20 protein-coding genes are annotated in these 23,932 nt (G+C 69.8%); 17 read left to right on the top strand and 3 right to left on the bottom strand.

Going from position 1 to position 23,932, the window contains the following annotated elements; genetic code table 11:
- Positions 1–20 precede the first annotated feature (20 nt).
- Entirely contained in the window at positions 21–380 is a 360-nt protein-coding gene (locus CPZ01_RS08520) for a DUF7473 family protein (protein WP_096394323.1), read from the top strand.
- A 31-nt stretch (positions 381–411) separates the two neighbouring features.
- Here CPZ01_RS08520 and CPZ01_RS08515 read toward each other — a convergent pair whose 3' ends face one another.
- Entirely contained in the window at positions 412–2,595 is a 2,184-nt protein-coding gene (locus tag CPZ01_RS08515) for an ATP-dependent DNA helicase (RefSeq protein ID WP_096394322.1), read from the bottom strand.
- Positions 2,596–2,784: 189 nt separating this feature from the next.
- Between CPZ01_RS08515 and CPZ01_RS08510 the strand changes: the two genes are divergently transcribed.
- The 15 genes from CPZ01_RS08510 (at position 2,785) to argF (ending at position 19,564) form a co-directional block, all read left to right on the top strand.
- Complete coding sequence (locus CPZ01_RS08510; RefSeq protein ID WP_096394321.1) at positions 2,785–3,261, top strand: histidine kinase; 477 nt, start codon at positions 2,785–2,787, stop codon at positions 3,259–3,261.
- A gap of 83 nt (positions 3,262–3,344) precedes the next feature.
- Positions 3,345–3,845, top strand: a complete 501-nt coding sequence (locus CPZ01_RS08505; protein WP_096394320.1) for an ACT domain-containing protein — start codon at positions 3,345–3,347, stop codon at positions 3,843–3,845.
- A 182-nt stretch (positions 3,846–4,027) separates the two neighbouring features.
- On the top strand, positions 4,028–5,059 hold the full coding sequence (gene radA / locus CPZ01_RS08500) for a DNA repair and recombination protein RadA (protein ID WP_096394319.1): 1,032 nt from the start codon (positions 4,028–4,030) through the stop codon (positions 5,057–5,059).
- A 497-nt stretch (positions 5,060–5,556) separates the two neighbouring features.
- Positions 5,557–7,284: an ammonium transporter gene (locus CPZ01_RS08495; RefSeq protein WP_172863945.1), complete on the top strand. Its 1,728-nt coding sequence runs from the start codon at positions 5,557–5,559 to the stop codon at positions 7,282–7,284.
- Between the two features lie 78 nt (positions 7,285–7,362).
- Entirely contained in the window at positions 7,363–7,800 is a 438-nt protein-coding gene (locus tag CPZ01_RS08490; RefSeq protein ID WP_096394318.1) for a hypothetical protein, read from the top strand.
- Positions 7,801–7,854: 54 nt separating this feature from the next.
- A complete protein-coding gene (hemL, locus tag CPZ01_RS08485) occupies positions 7,855–9,192 on the top strand; it encodes a glutamate-1-semialdehyde 2,1-aminomutase (protein WP_096394317.1) in 1,338 nt (445 codons plus the stop codon).
- 851 nt (positions 9,193–10,043) lie between these two features.
- On the top strand, positions 10,044–11,285 hold the full coding sequence (locus CPZ01_RS08475) for an argininosuccinate synthase (protein WP_096394315.1): 1,242 nt from the start codon (positions 10,044–10,046) through the stop codon (positions 11,283–11,285).
- Entirely contained in the window at positions 11,286–12,824 is a 1,539-nt protein-coding gene (gene argH, locus CPZ01_RS08470; RefSeq protein ID WP_096394314.1) for an argininosuccinate lyase, read from the top strand.
- Positions 12,825–13,073: 249 nt separating this feature from the next.
- Entirely contained in the window at positions 13,074–13,262 is a 189-nt protein-coding gene (lysW, locus tag CPZ01_RS08465) for a lysine biosynthesis protein LysW (protein ID WP_004599337.1), read from the top strand.
- A gap of 79 nt (positions 13,263–13,341) precedes the next feature.
- A complete protein-coding gene (gene lysX, locus CPZ01_RS08460; protein WP_096394313.1) occupies positions 13,342–14,283 on the top strand; it encodes a lysine biosynthesis protein LysX in 942 nt (313 codons plus the stop codon).
- A gap of 23 nt (positions 14,284–14,306) precedes the next feature.
- Entirely contained in the window at positions 14,307–15,356 is a 1,050-nt protein-coding gene (gene argC, locus CPZ01_RS08455) for an N-acetyl-gamma-glutamyl-phosphate reductase (RefSeq protein WP_096396209.1), read from the top strand.
- Positions 15,353–16,279, top strand: a complete 927-nt coding sequence (locus tag CPZ01_RS08450) for an acetylglutamate/acetylaminoadipate kinase (RefSeq protein ID WP_096394312.1) — start codon at positions 15,353–15,355, stop codon at positions 16,277–16,279. Before argC ends, CPZ01_RS08450 begins: the two co-directional genes overlap by 4 nt.
- The gene (locus CPZ01_RS08445; protein ID WP_096394311.1) at positions 16,276–17,403 is read left to right on the top strand and encodes an aspartate aminotransferase family protein; all 1,128 of its coding nucleotides are present in this window, start codon (positions 16,276–16,278) and stop codon (positions 17,401–17,403) included. Before CPZ01_RS08450 ends, CPZ01_RS08445 begins: the two co-directional genes overlap by 4 nt.
- Positions 17,403–18,596 (top strand): [LysW]-lysine hydrolase, encoded by a 1,194-nt coding sequence (locus CPZ01_RS08440; RefSeq protein WP_096394310.1) that lies wholly within the window; start codon positions 17,403–17,405, stop codon positions 18,594–18,596. Before CPZ01_RS08445 ends, CPZ01_RS08440 begins: the two co-directional genes overlap by 1 nt.
- 68 nt (positions 18,597–18,664) lie before the next feature.
- Positions 18,665–19,564, top strand: coding sequence for an ornithine carbamoyltransferase (gene argF / locus CPZ01_RS08435; protein ID WP_096394309.1), 900 nt, complete (start codon positions 18,665–18,667; stop codon positions 19,562–19,564).
- A gap of 28 nt (positions 19,565–19,592) precedes the next feature.
- Here the strand turns inward: argF and CPZ01_RS15435 are convergent, their stop codons facing one another.
- Positions 19,593–19,748: a hypothetical protein gene (locus CPZ01_RS15435; protein WP_004599330.1), complete on the bottom strand. Its 156-nt coding sequence runs from the start codon at positions 19,746–19,748 to the stop codon at positions 19,593–19,595.
- 458 nt (positions 19,749–20,206) lie between these two features.
- Positions 20,207–21,436, bottom strand: a complete 1,230-nt coding sequence (locus CPZ01_RS08430; protein ID WP_096394308.1) for a twin-arginine translocase subunit TatC — start codon at positions 21,434–21,436, stop codon at positions 20,207–20,209.
- A gap of 181 nt (positions 21,437–21,617) precedes the next feature.
- Here CPZ01_RS08430 and tatC point away from each other — a divergent pair, with 181 nt between their 5' ends.
- Positions 21,618–23,858, top strand: a complete 2,241-nt coding sequence (gene tatC / locus CPZ01_RS08425; protein WP_096394307.1) for a twin-arginine translocase subunit TatC — start codon at positions 21,618–21,620, stop codon at positions 23,856–23,858.
- The last annotated feature ends 74 nt before the right edge of the window (positions 23,859–23,932 follow it).

Genomic DNA, 23,932 nt, shown 5'->3' with positions numbered 1-23,932 from the left:
CCTCGTCCCGTAGCCCGACCATGCTCTTACAGACGGTGACGCCGGTCTCCGTGCTCGGGACGACCGTCCTGCTGGCGCTGTTCCTCTCCGTCACCGCGCACATCGCGGCCCGGAACGTCCTCGGCGACGTCGACCCGCGACGCGCCCTTTACATCGGCCCGCTGCCCGCGGTGATAAGCGTCGTCGGGAACGCGTTCGAACTCTCCGGGGCGCTCATTCTCCTCGCCGCGCTCCTCGTCGACGGGACGATGTTCCGGTGGAGCTACGAACAGCCGCGGCGGGCGGTGGTCGTGATGACGCTGATCCACGCCGTGGTCACGACGCTGCTCAGCGGGCTCCTGCTCGTGGCCTCGATCCTGCTCGCGTCGATGCCGGGGTGATCGGCAGAGACGCCCGCCGCGCGCGACCGCCTCACGGCGACGGCGGCGGCCCGTCGTACGCGTCGTGATCCTGATAGAAGTTCAGCATCGCGAACTTCAGCTTCTCGGGGTCGACGTCGAGCAGTTCCTCGCGCTCCTCGGGCGGGAAGGCGGAGCGGACCGAGTACTTCCCCATGTCGGCGGTCGTGTAGCGGCGGTCGGCGAGGATCCGGACGCCGAAGTCGTCGGGGCCGCGGATCACCCGGCCGAGCGCCTGCCGCGTCTTGCGGATCGTCGGGATCTCGACGGCGTAGGTCCACCCCGGGTCGCGGGAGCGGTCGCGGTCCGCGAAGGCGCGGTCGTAGGCGTCCTGAACCGCCTCGGTGCGGTCCGAGAGGTGCGGGTACGGGACGCCGACCACGACGACCGTGCGGGCGTCGTCGCCGTCGAAGCTCACCCCCTCCCCGAGCGTCCCCCACAGTGAGGTGAACAGCGCGGCGCCGTCGCTCTCGACGAACTCGCTGCGGAGCGCCTCCTCGTCGACGCCCGGACCGTCGAGGTGGATCGGGCCGAGGTCGGCGGCGGCGGTCTCAGGGGAGCCGTCCGTGAGCCGCTCGTGGTACCGTTCGGCCTCGGCGTACGAGGGGAAAAAGGCGAGCGTGTTGCCGGGCGTGAACCGGATCGCGTCGCGGAGCAGCGACGACACCGCCGCCTGCGTCTCCGGGTCGTTTCGGTCGGAGGCGAAGAGCGGCGGCACGTCGGCGGCGAACGTCCGGCGGTTCGCCTCGGGGTAGCCCATCTCGTAGGCCATCGACGCGACGTCTTCCAGCCCCAGCACGTCCTCGGTCACGTCGAACGGGCGCAGCGTCGCGCTCATCAGGACGGAGGCGGCCACCTCGTCGAACAGCTCGCTGGTGACGTTCCGCGGGATACAGGTGTACAGCTCCGCCCGCCCGTACACCTCGTCGGTGCCCGCGTCGCGCCGGACGGAGACCACCGGGTACTGGCCGAACTCGACCCCCTCGTCCATCCACGTCGCGACGAACCGGGCGGCCGCGAGCGTCTGCGACTCCGACCGAGTCGTCGCCTCCCCGTCGCGGTAGCGGCGCTCGTACTCCTCGTCTATCGCCTGTCCGAGCTGCACGGCGAGCTCGGCCTCGGTGTCTATCCCCCGGCCCTCGTAATTGCGGAGGAACGCCAGCGTGAGGTCGTCGCGACGGTCGTCGTTGGCGATCGAAACGTCCTCCCAGCTCTCGTCGACCCCGCCGAACCCGAGCGCGTCCTCGTACGTCTCGACGAGGGCCTCGCGGAAGGCGCGGAGGACGTTCTCGGCGGGTTCCGCGCGGGAGTCGTCGCTGTCGGCCAGCTCGTCGAGCGCGGCGTCTAAGGTGTTCTCGGTCAGCGTCCGCGTGGCGTGGTCGCGGGCGGCGTCCTCGATGTTGTGCGCCTCGTCGAAGACGGTGATTATCTCGCTCGGGTCGCGGTCGATCCAGCGGAAGAACTGCTCGCGGATGTTCGGGTCGAGCAGGTGGTGGTAGTTACAGACGACGAGGTCGACCCCCTCCATCCCCTCCTTTAACAGCTCGTAGCCGCACAGCTCGCGCTCGTCGGCGTACTCGTACACGTCGTCGGGGGTCCGGACGTCATCGAAGAGCCACGAGAAGAACTCGTCGGTGTCGCGGGTGAGGTTGTTGCGGTAGTGTTCGCAGACGTTGGCGGTCTCGTACTCGTCGACTTCGGCCTCCAGCTCGTCGAGCTCCTCCATGATCGCCTCGCGAGCCTCCGCGGCGCCCGCGTCGCCCTCGCGGCTCTCGGCCAGCAGCTCGCGCTGGCGCGACTCCAGCTCGCGCACCTCGCTCTCCGTCTCCACCATCTCGCGGGTGGTGTCCCGGAGGGTCTGACACTCTTGGTAGTCGACGTCGATGTGGCACATCGACGACTTTCCTTTAAATACGACCGCGCGAATGGGCTCCTCGCGGGTGATCGCGCGGGCGTCCTCGACGAACTGCCGCATCTGCTGGTGGACGTTGGTCGTGATGACGACCGTGCGGTCGTGCTCGCGGGCGTGTTCGAGCGCGGGAACGAGCGCGGAGAGGGTCTTCCCCGTCCCGGGCGCGCCCTCGAACAGCACGTCCTGCCCGCGGTCCAGCGCGTTGGCGACCCTGTCCATCGCCTCGCGCTGGTTCGGGTAGGGTTCCTCGTACGGGAAGAACCGCAGGTGCGGCGACTCTGACACGGGGTGGGGTTCGGCGCCACCGGCCAAAAGGAGTCGGGTGCCGGAGCGGAAGTGGTCCGGCGCCGAGGGGGTTCTCCGGTCGGATCTCTGAATTTCGTTTCAGGAATCATATATAACTACCGGGCGAGTGCGTCGCGACCGCATTATTCCGGCATATTTTACCGCTTCTGACGCCGTCGACCGAACGACATGGCGACCGAAACGGCGACGACGGACGTGGTATCGACCGAATCCGGGAACTGGAAGGCGGGCGTGGCCGGCGGCCTCGCCGGCAGCGCCGTCTTCGGACTGCTGATGACGTACATGATCCGCGCCCCGCTGTTGGAGGTGGTGATCCCGTCGATGTACGGGCTCGCACCGCCGGCGGCGCCGTTCACGGGGTGGGTGATCCACATGGCCCACGGCGCCGTCCTCGGCGTCGGGTTCGCCGCGCTCGTCGGGCTCGCACCCTCGCTCGGCGGGAGCGTCGGGCGGTCGGTCGGCGCCGGCGCGGTCTACGGAATCGCTGTCTGGGTCGCGCTCGCGGTGATCGTGATGCCGATCTGGCTCTCCGCGGTCGGCTCGCCGGCGAACCCGCCGCTGCCCAACGTCAGCGCCATGAGCGCGGTCGGTCACCTCGCGTACGGGGCCGTGCTCGGCGGGGCGTACGCGGGCCTGTCAGGTTGATCGCGGGGCGGGACCGCCCGCGCGTCGGCGGCCGCGACGCACCCTGATTTATCACGCCGCGCCGACACCACCCCTAGTAACGAATGTTCGACGAGATCCTCGAGAAGTTCGAGGGGTCACCCAGCCAGCAGGCCGTCATTCGACTGTTCTTGGAGCGCGGCTTCTCCGTCAACGAGGAGGGGCGGGTCGTCTCCGGCGGAATCGAGATCCCGTACACCGGCATCGCGCGCGAGCTCGACGTCGACCGCCGCGTCGTGGACTCGACGACGGACGCGATCCTGGCCGACCCCGAGCTGAAGCGCATCTTCACCAACATCTCGTCGGTCCCGAGCCTGATGGACCTCGCGCCGGTCTTGGACCTCACGGTGCTCACAATCGAGGTCGCGGCCGCCGACGAGGCCGGGATCGTCGCCGAGGTCACCTCCATCCTCGCCGACCGCGGCGTCTCGATCCGGCAGGTGCTGAGCGAGGACCCGGAGTTCACCGACGACCCGAAGCTCTACGTGATCACCGACGCCGACCTGTCCGGCGACCTGCTCGTGGAGATCCGCGACCTCGACTACGTCCGCCGCGTCGGCTTCTGAGGGACTGAAATCCGGAGTTTTCCGGACCGCCGGACCAGTTTCACCGCCCGGTCCGACGGGCAATTCCGGCGAGGCGTTACGAGAGATGACGAGCCACGACCGAGCGACGCCGCCGCGCGCATTTCACTTTCACTAGGGTGTAAACCAGTCTTTATACCCGATGGCGAACAAGGGTCGTGTACATGCCTGAAGACGAACTCGAGGACCTCCCCGGCGTCGGCCCGGCGACCGCGGACAAGCTCGTTGACAACGGATTCGAGAGCTACCAGTCGATCGCGGTCGCGAGCCCCGGCGAGATGTCCAACACCGCCGACATCGGCGAGTCGTCCGCCAGCGACATCATCAACGCCGCCCGCGAGGCCGCCGACGTCGGCGGCTTCGAGACGGGCGCGACCGTACTCGAACGCCGCCAGGAGATCGGCAAGCTCTCCTGGCAGATCGACGAGGTCGACGACCTGCTCGGCGGCGGCATCGAGACCCAGTCGATCACGGAAGTGTACGGCGAGTTCGGCTCCGGGAAGTCGCAGGTCACCCACCAGATGGCCGTCAACGTCCAGCTCTCGAAGGAGAACGGCGGGCTTGAGGGCGGCTGCATCTTCGTCGACTCCGAGGACACGTTTCGGCCGGAGCGGATCGACGACATGGTCCGCGGGCTCGACGACGAGATCCTCGCCGACGAGATGGAGCGCCGCGAGATTGAGGGCACCCCGAGCGACGAGGAGGCGCTGGAGGACCTGGTCGACGCGTTCTTAGACCAGATCCACGTCGCGAAGGCGTTCAACTCCAACCACCAGATCCTCCTCGCCGAGAAGGCGAAGGAGCTGGCGGGCGAACACGAGGAGACGGAGTGGCCGATCCGGATCGTCTGCGTCGACTCGCTCACCGCGCACTTCCGCGCGGAGTACGTCGGTCGGGGCGAGCTCGCCGAGCGGCAGCAGAAGCTCAACAAACACCTCCACGACCTGATGCGGCTCGGCGACCTGTACAACACCGCCATCCTCGTCACCAACCAGGTCGCGTCGAACCCGGACTCCTACTTCGGCGACCCGACCCAGGCGATCGGCGGCAACATCCTCGGCCACGCCTCCACCTTCCGGATCTACCTCCGGAAGTCGAAGGGCGACAAGCGGATCGTCCGCCTCGTCGACGCGCCGAACCTGGCCGACGGCGAGGCCGTGATGCGCGTCCAGAACGAGGGACTGAAGCCGGAGTAAGCGAGGTTTCGACGCTGTCAGCCGCTCGGCGATCACGTCGAACCGCCACCGATCGGTCGAATCGGCCGTCGAATTCGAGATCCGGTTGACGAACGTCAATTTTCATTGAGAGGCCTCTAGCCGTTCGAATTCGCGGATGAGGGCCCGTACGACGGCGAATCGCGAGACAGCGGCGTGGCAATACTCGCCAGAACCGGCCGCGTACGGGCACAGAGCGGCCCTCGACGGCGGATCGGGGCGGAATAGATAGAAATATTACACAACGTCCGTCCGCTTCGAGCGCAACGATTGCCGCGAAATCACCGAGGAAACGCCCTTATATTCCATAGACATCTCCTTATATCGGACGACCGCCGTATTATCAACCCTCTTTTTTGTGAAACTCAACTCTAACGTTTATGTGTAGCCGTTCCCGGGAGTCGAAACGTGATTCAGCACATGAACACGAGCGAAACGAAGCGTGAACCGGACAGTCGTTCAGTAGAGGTGGTTGAGTCGTGACGGCGAACGTTCTCGCCACGATCGATCCGAGCACGTTCGCGTCCGCGATGAACGGGACGTGGATCCTCGTCGTGACGTTCCTCATCTTCTTCATGCACGCCGGCTTCGCGATGCTCGAGGCCGGGCAGGTGCGGTCGAAGAACGTCGCCAACCAGCTGACGAAGAACCTCCTGACGTGGAGCGTCGGCGTGACGGTGTTCTTCCTGATCGGCACGGCGTTCACGAGCCTCGTGAACGGGTCGCCGGGGATCGCCTCCGCGGCGGGCTCGCTGTTCTCCGGCGGTGAACTGGCCGTCGAGGAGGGCGTCATCGGCCCGTACGTCAACTGGCTCTACGGCGCGGTGTTCGCGATGACCGCCGCGACGATCGTCTCCGGCGCGGTCGCCGGTCGCGCGAAGCTCCGCGCGTACGTCACGTACACGTTCCTCCTCGCCGCGGTGATCTACCCGATGGTCATCGCGTTCACCTGGTCGGCCTCGGGCGACGGGCTCGTCGCGCAGCTGACCGGAACCGCGTTCCACGACTTCGCGGGCGGCATGATCGTCCACGGCATGGGCGGGATCGCTGGCCTCACGGCCGCCGCGGTCCTCGGCCCGCGGATGGACCGCTACGCGGAGGACGGCTCGACGAACGTCATCCCCGGCCACTCGCTGACGTTCGCCGTGCTGGGGACGCTCGTCCTCGCGTTCGGCTGGTACGGCTTCAACGTCGGCACGGCCTCCGTCGTCAGCGGCGGCGTGTTCAACACGCTGACGCTCAACCTCGTCGCGATGGGGACGACGATCGCGATGGCGGCCGGCGGGATCGGCGCCGCGACCGTCGTGTGGCTCCGCACCGGGAAGGTCGACACGCTCTACGTCGCAAACGGGCTGCTCGCGGGGCTCGTCGGCATCACCGCCATTCCCGACACCACGGCGTGGTGGGGCGCGCTGGTCGTCGGCCTCCTCGCCGGCGGACAGCTCCCGCTCGTCTTCGAGTTCGTCTCGGACACGCTCAAGATCGACGACGTCTGCGCGGTGTTCCCGGTCCACGGGAGCGCCGGCGTCCTCGGCACGCTCCTCTTCCCCTTCGTCGCCGCGCCGGGCGAGCTCAGCGCGGGCATCGGTGCCCACTTCGTCGCCCAGCTGACCGGCGTCGTCATCATCGGCGGCTGGACGCTCACCGCGACCGCCGCCGTCTGGTACGTCCTCAAGGTGAGCGGCGAGGCGCGCGTCACCGCGGAACACGAGCAGGAGGGCCTCGACATCTCCGAACACGGCGTCGAGACCTACCCCGAGTTCGGCGGCGACCGCGTCGCGACCGACGGCGGTCCGTCGGTGGTCGACACGACCGAGTCCGACAGCGAGTCCCCCCGCGCCGACGGCGGCGCGGAGGCGGGCACGCAGATCAAGATGGTCACCGCGGTGGTCCGCCCCGACAAGCTCGGGGCGATCAAGCAGTCGCTCGCGGAGATCAACGCGCCCTCGCTGACGGTGACGAACGTCTCCGGCCGCGGCAGCCAGCCCGCGAAGAAGGGCCAGTGGCGCGGCGAGGAGTTCACCGTCGACCTCCACCAGAAGGTGAAGGTCGACGTCGTCGTCGCCGACATCCCGGCCGACGAGGTCGCGGAGGCGATCGCCGACGCCGCCGAGACCGGCGAGCCCGGCGACGGCAAGGTGTTCATCATGCCCGTCGAGGACGCGCTCCAGGTCCGCACGGGCGCGACCGGACCGGAGGCGGTGTAGGCGGCGCGCCGACACCGGCTCCGTAGCGGCACCGCACTTCCGACGAACCCTTTTGTTTTCTGCGCCGCGACGTGAAGCATGACGACCGAGACGCGGCTGTACGGCGCGGCGATCGCGTTCGCCTCGGGCGGTTACTCTCTCGCGAGCGCCGCGGGCGCGGCGCGGATGACCGCGAGCGCGTGGCTCATGCTGGGCCTCGGCCTCGTCGTCGTCGCGCACGGCGGCGCGCTGCTCGCCTCGGTCGACTTCCTCTCCGGACGGGCGAGCGGGGGACTGATGGTCGCGTACGCCGTCGTCATGCTCGCCAATCAGACGGCCCTGCTGACCGGTGCGATGGGCGATGGCGCGATGGGCGCTAGCGCGATGGACGGCGGAATGACGGGTACGGACGGCACGGGGATGGCGGGCGGTGACGCGGCGATGACCGCGGCGATGTCGTGGGACCTCGGAATGGTGACGCTCGCGCTCCTCATGTTCGTCAGCGGCGCGATCATGCTGCGAGACGACGGGATGTAGGCCGCGACGGCCGACTCAACAAGGTCTTTCCACGGGGCGTTCGAACCGATGCGTATGAACCACGAGCGCTCGCGCGGGCTGTACGACCGCGCGCTGTCGGTGACGCCGGGCGGGGTCAACTCCTCGGTCCGGGCGACGATGCCGCACCCGTTCTTCGTCGAGCGCGGCGACGGCGGCCACGTGATCGACGCCGACGGCAACCGGTACGTCGACTGGGTGATGGGGTACGGCCCGCTCCTCTACGGCCACGACCTGCCCGACCCGGTCGAGGCCGCGGTCCAGTCGCACGTCGCGGAGGGGCCGATGTACGGCGCGCCGACGGAGATCGAGGTCGAACACGCCGAGTTCGTCGCCCGCCACGTCCCGAGCGTGGAGTCGATCCGGTTCGTCAACTCCGGCACGGAGGCGACCGTCTCGGCGGTGCGGCTGGCGCGGGGCCACACCGATCGCGACAAGATCGTCGTGATGCGGGGCGGCTATCACGGCGCGCAGGAGTCGACGCTCGTCGAGGGGTCGCCGGGGGACGCCCATCCCTCGACGAAGGGGATCCCCGAGGAGTTCGCCGAACACACCCTGCCGATCCCGTTCAACGACGAGGCGGCCGCGAAGGAGGTGTTCGCGGAGCACGGCGACGAGATCGCGGCGGTCCTCGTCGAGCCGATCCTCGCCAACAAGGGGATCGTCATGCCGATAGAGGGATACCACGAGACCCTGCGGGACCTCTGTGACGACCACGGCTCGCTCCTCGTCTTCGACGAGGTGATCACCGGGTTCCGGGTCGGCGGCCTCGGCTGCGCGCAGTCGAAGTTCGGCGTCACCCCCGACGTGACGACGTTCGGCAAGATCATCGGCGGCGGCTTCCCGGTCGGCGCGATCGGCGGGCGGGCGGATATCATCGAGGGGTTCACCCCCGCGGGCGAGGTGTTCCAGTCCGGTACCTTCTCCGGGCACCCGGTGACGATGGCCGCCGGGAAGGCCGGGCTGGAGTACGCGGCCGAGAACGACGTGTACGAGCACGTCAACCGCCTCGGCCGGCAGCTCCGCGAGGGGATCGCCGAGATCTGCGCCGAGCGCGCGCCCGAGTACACCGTCGTCGGCACCGACTCGATGTTCAAGACGATCTTCACCCGCGAGGCGCCCGACGACGTCGACGCCTGCTGTCCGGGCGGCTGCCGGCAGGACCCCGACTGCGCCCGCTACGACAGCTGTCCGAAGACGGGCGCCGACGTCGCCGCGGCCGCGACGGACCGCTGGGAGCGCGTGTTCTGGCAGGAGATGAAAGACCGGGGGGTGTTCCTCACCGCGAACCAGTTCGAGTGCCAGTTCACCTCCTACGCGCACACCGAGGAGGACGTCGAGCGGACCCTCGAAGCGTACCGGGAAGCGATCTGACGCCGGCGAGAGCCGTTATTTGAGGCTGCTGTCGTCGCGGCGGTTTTTAAATAAATGAAGTCGTAGCGACGATTACTCATAAAAGCGGTGCGGTGGCGCGTGCCTGCGAGCGGCCGCCCTCGGCGGCCGCGAGGAGCACCGCGCGAGGGACGCGGTGAGCGCTCGAAGAGCGCGAACCGCGAGGCTGGGGAGGTGTGAGGCCGTGCGGTGCTGTGCGGGGTGGGACTCAAAGGGGCAGCCGCGAGGCCGGCGCAGACGACGTAAGCACCGGAACGAGTGAGCGGAGCGAACGAGTGAGGAGCGCAGCGAGTGTGCGCCGGCCTCGCGGCTGGGGCTTTGGTGGCGTTCTCCATCGATCCGCCATGAGCCATTTATAAGCAAGCGGCTGGGGCTTTGGAGGTGTTCGCCGTCGATTCGCACTCAACCATTTATAAGCAAGCGGCTGGGGCTTCAGCGGTGTTCACCGCCGATCCGTCAGCAACTATTTATAAGCGAGCGGCTGCGGCTTCGGAGGAGTCCGTCGCCGATCCGCTGTCAGTCACGGATTGCGGAACAGTTTTATATCGGAGATCGGTACGTACACCCGATGACCGCAGCGGCTCGTCTCGACGCCGCCCTTCTCCGAGGCCGACGAGCCCTGCGACCGCGACGAGACGTCCGACCGCCGCGACCGGATTCCGGCGCGGCGCGACGACGAGGCCCCTCGGGCCGATAACTTTCACCTCTCGTCGCGTTCGCGCCGTTCCGTTCCGAAGAGTCTCGACTCCGCGTTCCGCGAGCGACCGCTCTCCGATTTTCTTACAAAATTAAAACCGCTGAATTTAAAGGTGTAGGCCGGGTGTACTCTGGTAATGACGAGCGTTGCACTCGCGTTCAGCGGGGGACTCGACACGACAGTGTGCGTACCGCTACTGAAAGAGGAGTACGGCTACGACGAGGTCATCGGCGTCAACGTCGACGTCGGCCAGCCCACAGAGGAGTTCGACGAGGCGGAGGAGACCGCGGAGGCGTTGGGGCTCGACATCCACGTCGTCGACGCGAAAGAAGAGTTCGCGGACCTCTGTTTCGACGCCGTGAAATCCAACGCCAGCTATCAGGGCTACCCGCTCGGCACCGCCCTCGCGCGCCCGGTCATCGCCGAGGCCATTCTGGGCGTCGCCGAGGAGCAGGGCTGTGACGCCATCGCGCACGGCTGTACGGGGAAGGGCAACGACCAGCTCCGGTTCGAGGCCGTCTGGCGCGGCTCCGACCTCGAAGTGATCGCCCCCGTGCGCGAGCTCGGCCTCACCCGGGAGTGGGAGATCGACTACGCCGCGGAGAAGGACCTGCCCGTCGAGGCCGGCGACGGCGGCGTCTGGTCCATCGACGAGAACATCTGGTCGCGCGCGGTCGAGGGCGGCAAGCTGGAGAACCCGGACTACGAGCCGCCGGAGGACATCTACGAGTGGACCGCCGAGCCCGAGGGCGAGACCACCATCGAGATCGCCTTCGAGGAGGGCGTCCCGGTCGCCGTCGACGGCGAGGCGATGGATCCGGTCCCCCTCATCCAGCACCTCAACGAGTACGCCGGCGGCTACGGCGTCGGCCGCACCGACGTGATGGAGGACCGCATGCTCGGGCTGAAGGTGCGCGAGAACTACGAGCACCCGGCCGCGACCGTCCTGCTCACCGCCCACCAAGCCCTAGAGGATCTCGTCCTCACCAAGAACGAGCGCTCGTTCAAGAAGGGGATCGAGCAGGAGTGGTCCGAGAAGGCGTACGAGGGGCTCGTGTTCGCTCCCGTCGTCGACGCGCTGAACGCGTTCATCGACGAGACGCAGGACGTGGTGACCGGCACGGCGACGGTGAAGGTGTCCGGCGGCGACTGCCGCGTCGTCGCGCGCGACTCCGAGTACGCCGTCTACTCCGAGGAGATGGCCTCGTTCAACACCGAGGACGTGGCGGGCATCGCCCAGTCGGACGCCACCGGCGTCGCGAAGTACCACGGGCTCCAGGAGCGCCTCGCGAACGACGTGAAGGCGAGCGTCTCGAAGCCGGAACTCGCGACGGACGGAAGCGGTGAGACGGCCGAAACCGACGAGACTGAGAACTGAATGACCGACGACGATCCCGACGCCGCGACGGACGCCGACGCTCGAGAGAGCGGCGCCGACGAGGGCGGCGCCGACGAGGGCGGCGACACCGCCGTCCGCCGCGACCGCTTCAGCGGCGGCCCCGCCCGCGAGTTCTTATCGAGCCTCGCGGCCGACGAGGCCATCTTCGAGGCCGACCTCGCGGTCGACCGCGCGCACGTCGTGATGCTCGCGGAGCAGGGGATCGTCGACGAGGCGGTCGCCGGCGAGATCCTCGGGGCGCTCGGCGACGTCGAGGCCGCCGGCCACGCCGAACTGCCGGACGGCGAGGACGTCCACGAGGCGATAGAGACCGCCGTCATCGACCGGATCGGCCCCGACGGCGGGCGGATGCACACCGCCCGCTCGCGCAACGACGAGGTGGCGACGTGCATCCGCTACCGCCTGCGCGAGGACCTGCTGGCGGCGGTCGAGGCGACCCTCACTGCCCGCGGGGCGCTCGTCGAGGTCGCGGGCGAGCACGCGGAGACGGTGATGCCGGGGTACACCCACCTCCAGCCGGCCCAGCCGACGACGGTCGGCCACTACCTGCTGTCGTACGAGGGCGGGCTCGCGCGCGACACCGAGCGGCTGCTCGACGCGTACGGCCGGACCAACCGCTCGCCGCTCGGCGCGGCCGCGTTCACGGGGACGCCGTTCGACGTCGATCGCGACCGCACCGCCGAGCTGCTCGGCTTCGGCGGGACCGTCCGCAACTCGATGGACGCGGCCTCGACGCGCGATTTCCTCGCAGAGGCGGCGAGCGCGCTCGCGACGCTCGCGACGACGCTGTCGGGGCTCGCGGAGGACCTGATCGGCTTCTCGAAGGACGGGGTCGTCGAGCTGACGGACGCGTACTCGTCGACCTCCTCGATCATGCCCCAGAAGAAGAACCCCGACACGCTGGAGCTGACCCGCGGCGTCGCGGGCGACGCGATCGGCGAGGCGACCGGCACGCTGAGCCTGCTCAAGGGGCTCCCGCGCGCCTACAACCGCGACCTCCAGCGCGCCCACGCGAGCGTGTTCGAGATCGCCGGCGACGTGCGGGAGGCGACCGAGGTTGCCGCGGGCGCGGTCGCGACCGCCGACTGGGACGAGGCCGCGCTCGCGGCGGCCGCGGGCGAGGGGTTCTCGACGGCGACGGGCGTCGCCGACCTGCTCGCGATGGGGGGGATGCCGTTCCGGACGGCCCACGAGATCGTCGCGGCGGCCGCGGAGGCGGTCGCGGACGGCGACTCGCCGGAGGCGGCGGCCGCAAAAGTTGACGAGGCCGCGCGAAAGGTGACCGGCGAGCCCCTCTCCGCGTACGTGAGCCGCGAGGACGTGGAGTCGGCGCTCGATCCGGCCGAAAGCGTCGCGAGCCGCGACTCCGCCGGCGGACCGGCCCCCGAGGCGGTCGCCGACGAACTCGCCGCCGCCGAGGCGGGGATCGACGCGGACGACGAGGCGCTGACGGCCGAGCGCGACGCGCTCGCCGCCGCGAGCGAGGCGCTGGACGCGGAGGTCGATCGCTATGTCTGAGCCGCGACCGCGCGGCGGTCGCCCGCGCGGCCGACACCGGGCGAGCCGCCGGCGGCCCGGGCGGGGCCGACCCGATCGACGCCGACGACCGTCCCCGTAGGGGGACATATTTACTACCGAGATCTGACATCCGATCTCGATACGGCGCTATTTCGTCGAACTGGTTCCGTTAGCGACCGATCTGTTTTATGTAAAGTATCCAATAAGTTCGAAGCCTTTATGCCTATTCGAGGACGAGTGTCTGCCACGATGACGAGCGACACCGACACGCTGACCGCGGAGGACCCGATCACAGGCGAGGAGATCGAGATCCCGGCCGACGTCGAGGTCGGCGAGATCATCGACAGTCCGGTCACCGGGACCGAGCTGGAGGTCATCTCGCTCGACCCGGTCGTCTTAGAGGAGGCGCCCGAGCTCGAGGAGGACTGGGGCGAGTAGATGGCGACGACCGCCACGGCCGCGACACGCGAGTGGTCGACATGCGCATGAGCGCCGACGCGAACGGAGGGGGGTCGACGTGCGCGTAGGGATCCTCTACTCCCGGATCCGGAAGGACGAGAAGCTGCTGCTCAACGAGCTCCGCGAGCGGGGCCACGAGGTCGAGAAGATCGACGTCCGCAAGGAGCGGTTCGGGCTGGAGTCGACGACGGCGAACGTCGCCGACCTCGACATCGCCGTCGACCGCTGCCTCTCCACGAGCCGGTCGCTGTACGCGACGCGGTTCCTCGACAGCTACGGCGTTCCCGTGGTGAACTCACCCGAGACGGGCGACGTCTGCGCCGACAAGGCGAAGAACTCGCTCGCGCTCGCCGAGGCCGACGTGCCGACCCCGGCGACGGAGGTCGCGTTCACGAAGGACGCCGCCTTGGAGGCGATCGAGTCGTTCGGCTACCCGTGCGTCCTCAAGCCGGTCACCGGCTCGTGGGGGCGGCTGATGGCGAAGATCGACTCGCGAAACGCCGCCGAGGCCATCCTCGAACACAAGGAGACGCTCGGCCACTACGAACACAAGGTGTTCTACGTCCAGGAGTTCGTCGACAAGCCCGGCCGCGACGTCCGCGTCCTCGCGGTTGACGGCGAGCCGATTGCGGCGATGACGCGGTCGTCCGACCACTGGCTCACCAACGCCGCGAAGGGCGGCGAGACGAAGTCGTTCGACCTCGACGAGCGCGCGACCGAGCTGGTCGAGCGCGCCTCCGAGGCGGTCGGCGGCGGCATGCTCGGCGTCGACCTGATGGAGGTGGGAGTCGACCCGGACGCCGACCCCGCCGAGGGCGGCGTCGATGCGGAAGGCGACGGCGCGGCCGACGACTACACCGTCCACGAGGTGAACCACACCGTCGAGTTCAAGGCGCTCGACTCGGCCACCGACGTCGACGTCCCCGCGCGGGTCGTCGACTGGCTGGAGGCGAAGGCGGCCGAGCTGGCGGACGAAGAGACCGAGGAGGCGAGCGCATGAGCGCCGACACCGAGGCCGACGGGGTGACCGCCGACACCTACACCGCGAGCGTCGTCGGCGGCACCGGCTTCACCGGCGGCGAACTGCTGCGGATCCTCGCCGGCCACCCGAGCTTCGAGGTCGTTCAGGCCACCTCGCGGTCGGCCGACAACATGACCGTCGGGCGCTCGCACCCGAACCTGCGCGGGCTCGACCTGCGCTTCTCCGACCCCGACGACCTCGAATCGGTCGACGTGCTGTTCGCGGCGACCCCGCACGGCGTCTCGATGGAGCGGATCGACGAGTTCTTCGAGGCCGCGGACACCGTCGTCGACCTCTCGGCGGACTTCCGGCTCCCCGAGGCCGACGCCTACGACGAGTGGTACGACGGCCACGAGTCGCCGGAGTACCTCGAACGCGCCGAGTACGCGCTCCCGGAGCTGAACCGCGAGAACCTCCCCGGCGCCGACCTGATCGCGGGCGGCGGCTGTAACGCGACCGCGACGATCCTCGGCCTCAAACCGCTCGTGGACGCCGGAGCGCTCGGTCCCGAGACCGGCGAGGTCGTCGTCGACGTGAAGGTGGGCTCCTCGGAGGGGGGCGCCGGCGGCGGCGCGGCCTCCTCGCACCCGGAGCGCTCGGGCGTCGTGCGCCCGTACGCGCCGACCGGCCACCGCCACGAGGCGGAGATCGAGGCGTACCTCGGGCTCTCCGTCTCCTTCACCGTCCACGCGGTCGACATGGTCCGCGGCGCGAGCGCGACCTGCCACGCCTTCCCCGACGAGCCGGTCTCGAAGGGGGACCTGTGGGGCGCGTACCGCGACGCCTACGCCGACGAGCCGTTCGTGCGGATCGTCTCCGGCGGGGGCGGCGTCTACCGCTACCCCGAGCCGAAGTCGGTCGCGGGGACGAACCACGGCGAGGTCGGCTTCGAGCTCGACCCCGGGAACCGGCGCGTCGTCGTCTTCTCGGCCATCGACAACATGACCAAGGGCTCGGCGGGGCAGGCGGTCCACGCGGCGAACGTCGCGCTCGGGCTCCCCGAGACCGCCGGCCTCGAGTTCGACGGGCTCCACCCGGTGGGATCGCCATGAGCGGTGAGGAAAAGGGAACGGCCGCCGAGCCCCCGGTCGTCGTCAAGGTCGGCGGCGCGAAGGCGGTCGACCCGGCCGGCGCGGTCGGCGACGTCGCGCACCTGACGGCCAACGGGCGCGCGGTCGTCGTCGTCCACGGCGGCTCGACGGTCGTCGACGAGACGCTCGAACGGCTCGGTATCGAGCCCGAGTACGTCGAGTCCGCCTCCGGCGTCACCGGCCGCTTCACCGACGCGGAGACGATGGAGGCGTTCGCGATGGCGATGGCGGGCAAGCTCAACACCGAGCTGACGGTGGAGTTCCGCTCGGCCGGCGTCGACGCGGTCGGCCTCTCGGGCGTCGACGGCGGGCTCCTCGCGGGCCCGCGCAAGTCGGCGGTCCGCGTCGTCGAGGACGGGAAGCGGAAGATCCGCCGCGGCGACCACTCGGGGAAGATCGAGTCGGTGAACGCCGACCTCCTCGACGACCTCCTCGACGACGGCTACACGCCGGTCGTCTCGCCCCCGATGGCTGGCGACGAGGGGGACGGCGAGGTCACCCCGGTCAACGCGGACGCCGACCGCGCCGCGGCCGCGATAGCGGGCGCGCTCGGCGCCGACCTCGTCCTCCTGACCGACGTCTCCGGCGTGTACGCCGACCCGGACGACCCCGAGACGCGCATCGACGCGGCCGCGACGCCCGACGGGCTAGCGGCCGTCGAGGACGCCGCCGAGGGGTTCATGGGCAAGAAGGTGATGGCCGCGAAAGAGGCGCTCGAAGGCGGGTCCGGCCGCGTCGTGATCGCGGACGCCAACGTCCGCGACCCGGTCGTCGCCGCGCTCGGCGGCGAGGGAACGACGGTCGAGCGGTCGGCGCTCGGGGACGGGTCCGAGGACGCGGATGAACCGGAAGGGGTCGAGACCGACGGGGGTGAGACCGCGTGAGCGGCTTCGTCTTCTCGGAGAAGCCGATCGAGATCGCCTCGGGCGACGGAGTCCACGTGACCGACACGAACGGTACCGAGTACCTCGACTTCGGCGCCAGCTACGCGTGTACGCCCGTCGGCCACTGCCACCCCGAAGTCGTCGACGCGGCGACGGGCCAGCTGGAGGAGCTGCTGTACGTCCAGGCGTCGTACCCGCACGCGGCGCGGACGGCGTTATACGAGCGGCTGGCCGAGGTCGCGCCCGGCGACGTCGACAACGTCTGGCTCTGTAACTCCGGCACGGAGGCGAACGAGGCCGCGCTGAAGTTCGCCCGCCACGCGACCGGCCGCGAGAAGATCGTCGCGACGACGCAGGGGTTCCACGGCCGGACGATGGGGACGCTCGCGACCACGTGGAAGGAGAAGTACAAGGAGGGGTTCGGCCCGCTCGCCGGCGGCGTCGAGTTCGTCGAGTACGGCGACGCGGCGGCGATGCGCGAGGCGGTCGACGAGGACACCGCGGCGGTCATCTTAGAACCGCTCCAAGGCGAGGGCGGGATCAACCCGGTCTCGACCGAGTACCTCCAGGCCGTCCGGGTCGCGACCGCGACGAACGGGGCCGCGATGATCCTCGACGAGATCCAGACCGGGCTCGGCCGGACGGGGTCGATGTGGGCGGCCGAGGAGCACGACGTGGTGCCCGACGTCCTCACGACCGCGAAGGGGCTCGGCAGCGGGCTCCCGATCGGCGCGACGCTGTGCCGCGACTGGGTCGCCGCGGACGCAGGCGACCACGGCTCGACGTTCTCCGGCGGGCCGGTCGTCTCGGCGGCCGCGGGCGCCACCCTCGACGTGATCGAGCGCGAGGGGTTGGCCGAGCACGCCGAGGAGATCGGCGCGTACCTCCGCGGCGAACTCCGCGACCGCCTCGGCGACGACGTGCGCGACGTGCGCGGCGACGGGCTGATGGTCGGGATCGAGGTCCGCCGCGGGTCGAACCGCCTGCTGCGCGACCTCGCGATCGAGCATCAGATCCTCGCGCTCCCGGCGGGGCGGACGGTGCTGCGCCTGCTCCCGCCGCTGACGATCGAACGCGAGCACGCCGACGCCGTCGTCGACGCGATCGAGGAGGTGGTCGGCTGATGGCGACCGGGCAGGAGCGGGACGCGGAACGCGACGGGGAAGAGAGCGAGGGCTCCGAGGACGGGTCCGCGGCCGGCACCGACGTCGTCGCCGGCGGCGGCTACCCCGCGGCCTGCGACACGCCCGCCCGGAAGCTGCTGTACGACATGGTCTCGATCCCCTCGCCGTCGGGCGAGGAGGAGCGGGCGGCCGAGCGCCTCGTCGACTTCTTCGAGGCGAACGGTCGCGAGGCGTGGATCGACGAGGTCGGGAACGTCCGCGCGCCGGCGGACGACGCCGTCCTCCTCACCTCCCACGTCGACACCGTTCCCGGCGACATCCCGGTCGAGGTGCGGCCGGCGCCGCCCGAGGGCGAGCTGCCCGAGCCCTCGGACGTCCGCGTCGGCGAGCCCGGCGACCCGGTGCTGTGGGGGCGCGGCGCGGTCGACGCGACCGGCCCGCTCGTCGCGATGGCGGTCGCGGCGGTGAAGACGGGGGTCTCGTTCGCCGGCGTCGTCCGCGAGGAGGTCGACTCCGCCGGCGCGCGCGCCCTCATCGACGACCGCGACGCGCCCGAGGCGGTGGTGAACGGCGAGCCGTCGGGCTGGCGGGGGATCACCCTCGGCTACCGCGGCCTGCTGGAGGGCACCTACGTGAACACGAGCGAGTCGGGCCACTCCTCGCGGCCGGAGCCGAACGCGATCCAACACGCGATCGACTGGTGGCACGGCGTCGAGGAGGCGTTCACGCCGGACGACGCCGAGACCGCCGTCTTCGATCAGGTGACGACCAAGCCCATCTCGGTCGACGGCGGGCTGAGCGACGACGGGCTCGCCGTGGAGGCGACGATGGACGTCCAGCTCCGGATCCCGCCGTCGCGCCCGGTCGACGAGGTCCACGAGCTGGCGGAGGCGGAGCTGACCACCGGCTCCGTCCACTGGGGCGAGCCGATGCCGCCGGTGATGGAGAGCCCGCGGACGGAGCTGGCGCGGGCGTTCCGCGTCGCGATCCGGGGCGCCGGCGGCGACGTGCGCCTGCTCCGGAAGACCGGCACGAGCGACATGAACCTCTTCGCGGCCGCGTGGGACTGCCCGATGGTCACCTACGGCCCCGGGAACTCCGATCTCGACCACGCACCCGACGAGCGGCTGCCGCTGCCGGACCTCGACCGCGCCGTGGACGTGCTGACCGACGTCTGCCGGAAGCGACCCTAACGCGCCTCGTCGCCCTCGCCGACGCTCGTTTTTAAACGACACCACGACACACACTCACACTACACACGATGCCACTCGCCACCGACGACTTCCTCGACATCGACGACGTGACGCCCGCCGAACTGGACGCCCTGCTCGACCGCGCCGCCGCGATGAAGGCGGGCGAGACGGACCCCCGACTGGCGGACGCGACGCTCGGGATGATCTTCGAGAAGCCCTCGACGCGCACCCGCGTCTCCTTCGAGACGGGGATGACGCGGCTGGGCGGCCACGCGATGTTCCTCGGGCCCGACGACATCCAGCTCGGGCACGGCGAGCCGCTGCGCGACACCGCGCGCGTCCTCGGCCGGTACGTGGACGGCGTGATGGCCCGGCTGTTCGACCACGCGGACGTCGAGACCCTCGCCGAGTACGCCGACTGCCCCGTGATCAACGGGCTCACCGACGAGGCGCACCCCTGCCAGACGCTCGCGGACCTGCTCACGATCCGGGAGACGGTCGGCGAGGACGCCACCGTCGCGTGGGTCGGCGACGGCAACAACGTCGGGCAGTCGTTCGTCGTCGGCGCGGCGATGGCCGGCCTCGACGTCGAGGTCGCCACGCCCGCCGACTACGGGATGAACCCCGCCGTCTTCGACCGCGCCGCGGAGTTCGGGCTGGACGTGGCGCCGACGACCGACCCCACGGCGGCGGTTGAGGGCGCGGACGTGGTGTACACCGACGTGTGGATCTCGATGGGACAGGAGGACCAGCGCGAGGAGAAGCTCGCCGCCTTCGACGGGTTCCAGGTGAATCAGGAGCTGCTCGCCGGCACCGACGCGACGGTGATGCACTGCCTCCCCGCGCACCGCGGCGAGGAGATCACCGACGACGTGCTCGAATCCGACCGCGCCCTCGTCTGGGACCAGGCGGAGAACCGGATGCACGCGCAGAACGCGCTGCTCGTCGAACTGCTCGGCGGGGAGTGACGGGCGACGTGCCGCAGGCGTCGTCACCTCACTGACGCCGCGGCGGGTCGCGGTCGTCCATGAGGAAGACGCTGTCCTGATTCGGGTCGAAGTAAACCTCCAGCGCGCGGAGGGCGCCCACGTACGCCGCGATCGCGGCGAACACGAACGAGACGGCGGCCGGAACGACGAGACCGAGGACCATACTGAGCCGTTCGCTCCGCAGCGAACAAATGCGTATCGACGGAGCGGCGGCGCGTGCCGGCGAGCGTCCGACGGACGCGAGCCGCACGCGCGAGGGAGTCGGCGGTCCGGAGCGAAGCGGAGGACCGCCGACGAGGCTGGGGAGGTATGAGGTGCTGTGCGGGGTGGGGCTCAAAGGGGCAGCCGAGAGGCGGGCGCAGGCGACGTAAGCACTGGAAGGAGCGAACGAAGTGAGCGACTGAAGCGCGTGGTTCGAGAGAGCGGAGCTCTCTCGTCATCACGAAAGGCGCTCCGCGCCTTTCGAACGACAGCGAGCGTGCGCCCGCCTCTCGGCTGGGGCTTTGGAGGGATCCGTCGTGGAGTTACTAGCACCAGTTTATAAACGAGCAGCTGGGGCTTTGGAAGCGTTCACCGGTAATCCACGAGCGCTCACTTAGAAACAACCGACAACGACCGGATCTAGTTTCCGGTCCAGCGCAGTATCGCGAGCGTCCCCTCGAAGAGGGCGATCATCGTGAGCGTCACGATGATCGGCGCCATCCCGGTCGGGTCGGGGCTGAACAGGAACGCGATCCCGAGGAACGACCCCCAGAAGATCAGCCGCTTCGCCTCCAGCCACTGCCGGGTGACGAGGTTCATCATGATCGCGAGCATGATGAAAAGCGGGATCTGGAAGACGATCGCCATGAACGCGAGCATGATGACGATCAGGTTGAACGTCTCCGCGAGCCCGAAGGCGATCGTCGCGGCGTCGGCGGTGTAGGTGGTGAAGTACGAGAAGATCGCGGGCAACACGAGGAAGTGCGCGAACGCGATCCCGATCCCGCCTAAGATGAGGCTGGTCGGGACCGCCGCGAGGTAGTAGCGCCGCTCGGTCTGGTAGAGCCCCGGTTTCATGAACCGGTAGGTCTCGTAGACGAACGCCGGGAGCCCGACCACGACGCCCGCGAGGCCGGCGACCTTCAGTCGGGTGAGCGGGAGTTCCAGCGGCCCGTACAGCCGCGGCCGGTTCTCCATCGGCGCCGGGATGTGGTAGCTCCAGAAGTAGTTGATGAGCTCCGTCGACTCGGTGACGACGACGAGCGTCGCGAGCCCGCCGAAGAGGAACACGACCGCCAGCCGGCGCATCATCTCCTCGATGTGGGCCGCCAGCGGCATCTCCTCGTCCGTCTCGGGGCCCTCGATCCCGTCGAACGGCTCGTCGTCCTCGGTCGCCGGCACGCCGGCGGTCGCGGGGTCCGCGGCGTCGGCGGTCGTTGCCGGGGTACCGCCGTCGCCGGCGGCCTCGGTGTCCGCGGTCGCGGCGTCTTCGTCCGCCGAAGCGTCATCGCCCGCCGAAGCGTCATCGCCCGCCGAAGTCTCACCGTCTCCCGGATCCCCGTCGGCCTCGCCCCCGTCGTCGAGCGCGGCCGACCGACCGGCGTCCTCGGCCTCGACCACCTCGTCCGGGTCCGAGAACGTGTCCGGCGACCCGTCTTCGGCCCCGTCCGCGTCCCCCTCGGCCGAACCGACCTCGGGCTCGACCTCGGCGGTCACCTCGGACTCGACGCCCTCGGAGGCGTCCGAGTCGGCGGACTCGTCGGCCTCGGACCCCTCGTCGACGGCGCCGTCGCTCGCGGGTTCGCCCTCGTCGGTCGACCCGTCAGCGGCGGCCGAGTCGTCGTCGCGCGACCGGTCCGAGTCGTCCATTCAGTTTCCCTACGCGACCGGGCGGTTATCAACCTTTTCGGATAGCGGCGCCGCGCGGGGTCGATCGGTCCCGTTCGCCGGCGCGTCAAGGAGCGTCGTCGGCCGGACCGACGTGGAGCGTCGCCGGCGGGAGCGCCCGCGGTCGAAAAGGTTGATAACGGCGACGGCCTTCGCCCTCCGTATGGCGAGCGCCCTCGACGAGGACACCCAACAGTCGATCGCGGAGGGCCAGGAGACGGTGAAGGCGTTCCTTCGGTCGATCCAGAAGGACCTCCAGAAGGTGTTCGTCGTCTTCCTGATCGGCTTCCTCGCGACGTTCTGGGCGCTCCGCACGTACATCTGGGACCGGCTCCGGGAGGTCACGGAGTCGAACATGAGCGCCGCGGTCGCCGAGGAGACGGACATCATCGCGACGACCCCGTTCGAGGTGATCCTCCTCCAGGCGAAGATCGGGCTGGTCGTCGGCGCGATCGTCGCGATCCCGCCGCTGATCTACGTCACCCGCGACGAGCTCCGCGCCCGAGGGATGTGGCCGCGATCCCCGATCGCTCGGTGGAAGCTCGCGCTGCTCGGGCTGCTCGCCGCCGGCCTCTTCTCCGCCGGGGTCGCCTACGGCGTGTTGGCCTTCTTCCCGCTGATGTTCGGCTTCCTCGCGGAGTTCGGCCTGGAGGCCGACATCCAGCCCACCTACGGGATCGTGATGTGGACGGAGTTCATCGTCTTCCTCTCGCTTTCCTTCGGGCTCGCCGGGCAGATGCCGATGGTGATCACCGGCCTCTCGTACGCCGAGATCGTCCCGTACGAGACGTTCCGCGACAAGTGGCGCCACGCGGTCGTCCTCATCTTCGTGTTCGGCGCCGTCTTCTCCCCGCCGGACCCGTTCACCCAGCTGCTGTGGGCGTTCCCGCTGGTCGCGCTGTACGGCTTCAGCCTCTACCTCGCGAAGCTCGTCGTCACGGCGAAGCGGAGCTCCGACCGGATCGACGTGCTCGGCGCTGTCCGGAACCACTGGAACGTCGTCGGGGGCGCGACCGTCCTCGGCGGCGCGCTCGTGTACGGCTTCTACGAGTACGGCGGCCGGACCGCGGTCAACGACCTCCTGCGGCTCGCGGGGAGCACCCGACGCTTCCTCGAACCGGGCGCCGGCCTCGGACTCGACCCCGCGACGGCCCTCGGGGTCTACGCCGCCGTCTGGGCGCTGGCGTTCACCGCGGTCGCGACGCTGTGGGCGGTGTACACCGACCTCGACACGACGAGCGCGGGCCGCCAGTACGGCGACCCGACCGCCATCGACGTGAGCGAGCTCGACGCCGCGGGCGTCCGGGCGGCCCCCGCGGACGCGTTCGCCCAGATGGAAGAAGAGGAGTCGCTCGCGCTCGCGCAGGCCGCGATCGACGACGACGATCCGGAGAAGGCGCAGGCGATCCTCGACCGCTACGACGAGGTGAACGAGGGGAGCGACGGCGAGGGCGGTGACGCGGACGGCGACGCGAGCGACGGCGGGGACGCGGGCGATTCCGGAAGCGGCGGCGTCGACGCCGGCGGGGACGGGCTGGTCGGCTCCGTCCAGAACCGGACCTCGCGCGCGAGCTCGACGTTCCTCGCCGAGCTCACGGACGGCGAGGAGGAAGCGGCCGAAGACGACATCGGCGGCTACTACAAGGACCTCAAGTTCATCTTCGACTCGCTGCGCACGCGGTCGTTCCGGATCGTCGCCGTCTTCGGGATCGTGATGGCGGCCGCGTTCACGTGGCTGTACCTCGGCGGGCTCGGCACGGTGCGGCGCGACCTCGAACGCCGCGTGCCCGCGGAGATCGAAGGCGGGATCAACATCATCACGCTCCACCCGGTCGAGGCGCTGATCTTCATGGTGAAGTTCTCGGTGATGCTCGGGATCCTCGCGGCGTTTCCCGTGGTGCTCTACTACGCGTGGCCCGCGCTCCGCGAGCGTGGCTTCGTCGCCGGGCGCATCTATCAGGTGTACCTGTGGACGGGCGCGTTGGCCGCCGGGATGATCGGCGGGTTCGCGCTGGGTTACGCGTACATCGCGCCCGCGCTCATCGGCTGGCTCGTCACCGACGCCCGGCTCGCGGACATGATCATCACCTACCAGGTGAGCGACTTCTTCTGGCTCGTCATCTACACCACGATCGGGATCGGCTTCCTCGCGGACATCCCGATCGCGATGATCTTGCTGAACAACTCGGGCGTCCCCTACCGCGTGTTCCGCGAGCGCTGGCGCGAGGTGACGATCGGGATCATGCTCGTCGCGGCCGTGTTCACCCCCGCCGACGTGATCACGATGTTCCTCGCGACGGTCCCGCTAATGCTAGCGTACGGGATCGGCGTCGGCGTCCTCTTCCTCGTCACCTTCGGCGGACGCCGCGACCTCTCGCCGCCCGCGGAGTTCATCGCGGAGTGAGTTCCGGGCTCGGCGCGGAGTGAGTTCCGGGCTCGGCGGGGTCGGCGGCGGAAACGACCGCCGGCGGTCCCCGC

Origin of the sequence: Halorubrum trapanicum (genome assembly GCF_002355655.1) — an archaeon.
In the GTDB taxonomy this organism is placed as follows: domain Archaea; phylum Halobacteriota; class Halobacteria; order Halobacteriales; family Haloferacaceae; genus Halorubrum; species Halorubrum trapanicum_A.
This window is presented reverse-complemented; position numbering and strand designations above follow the sequence as displayed.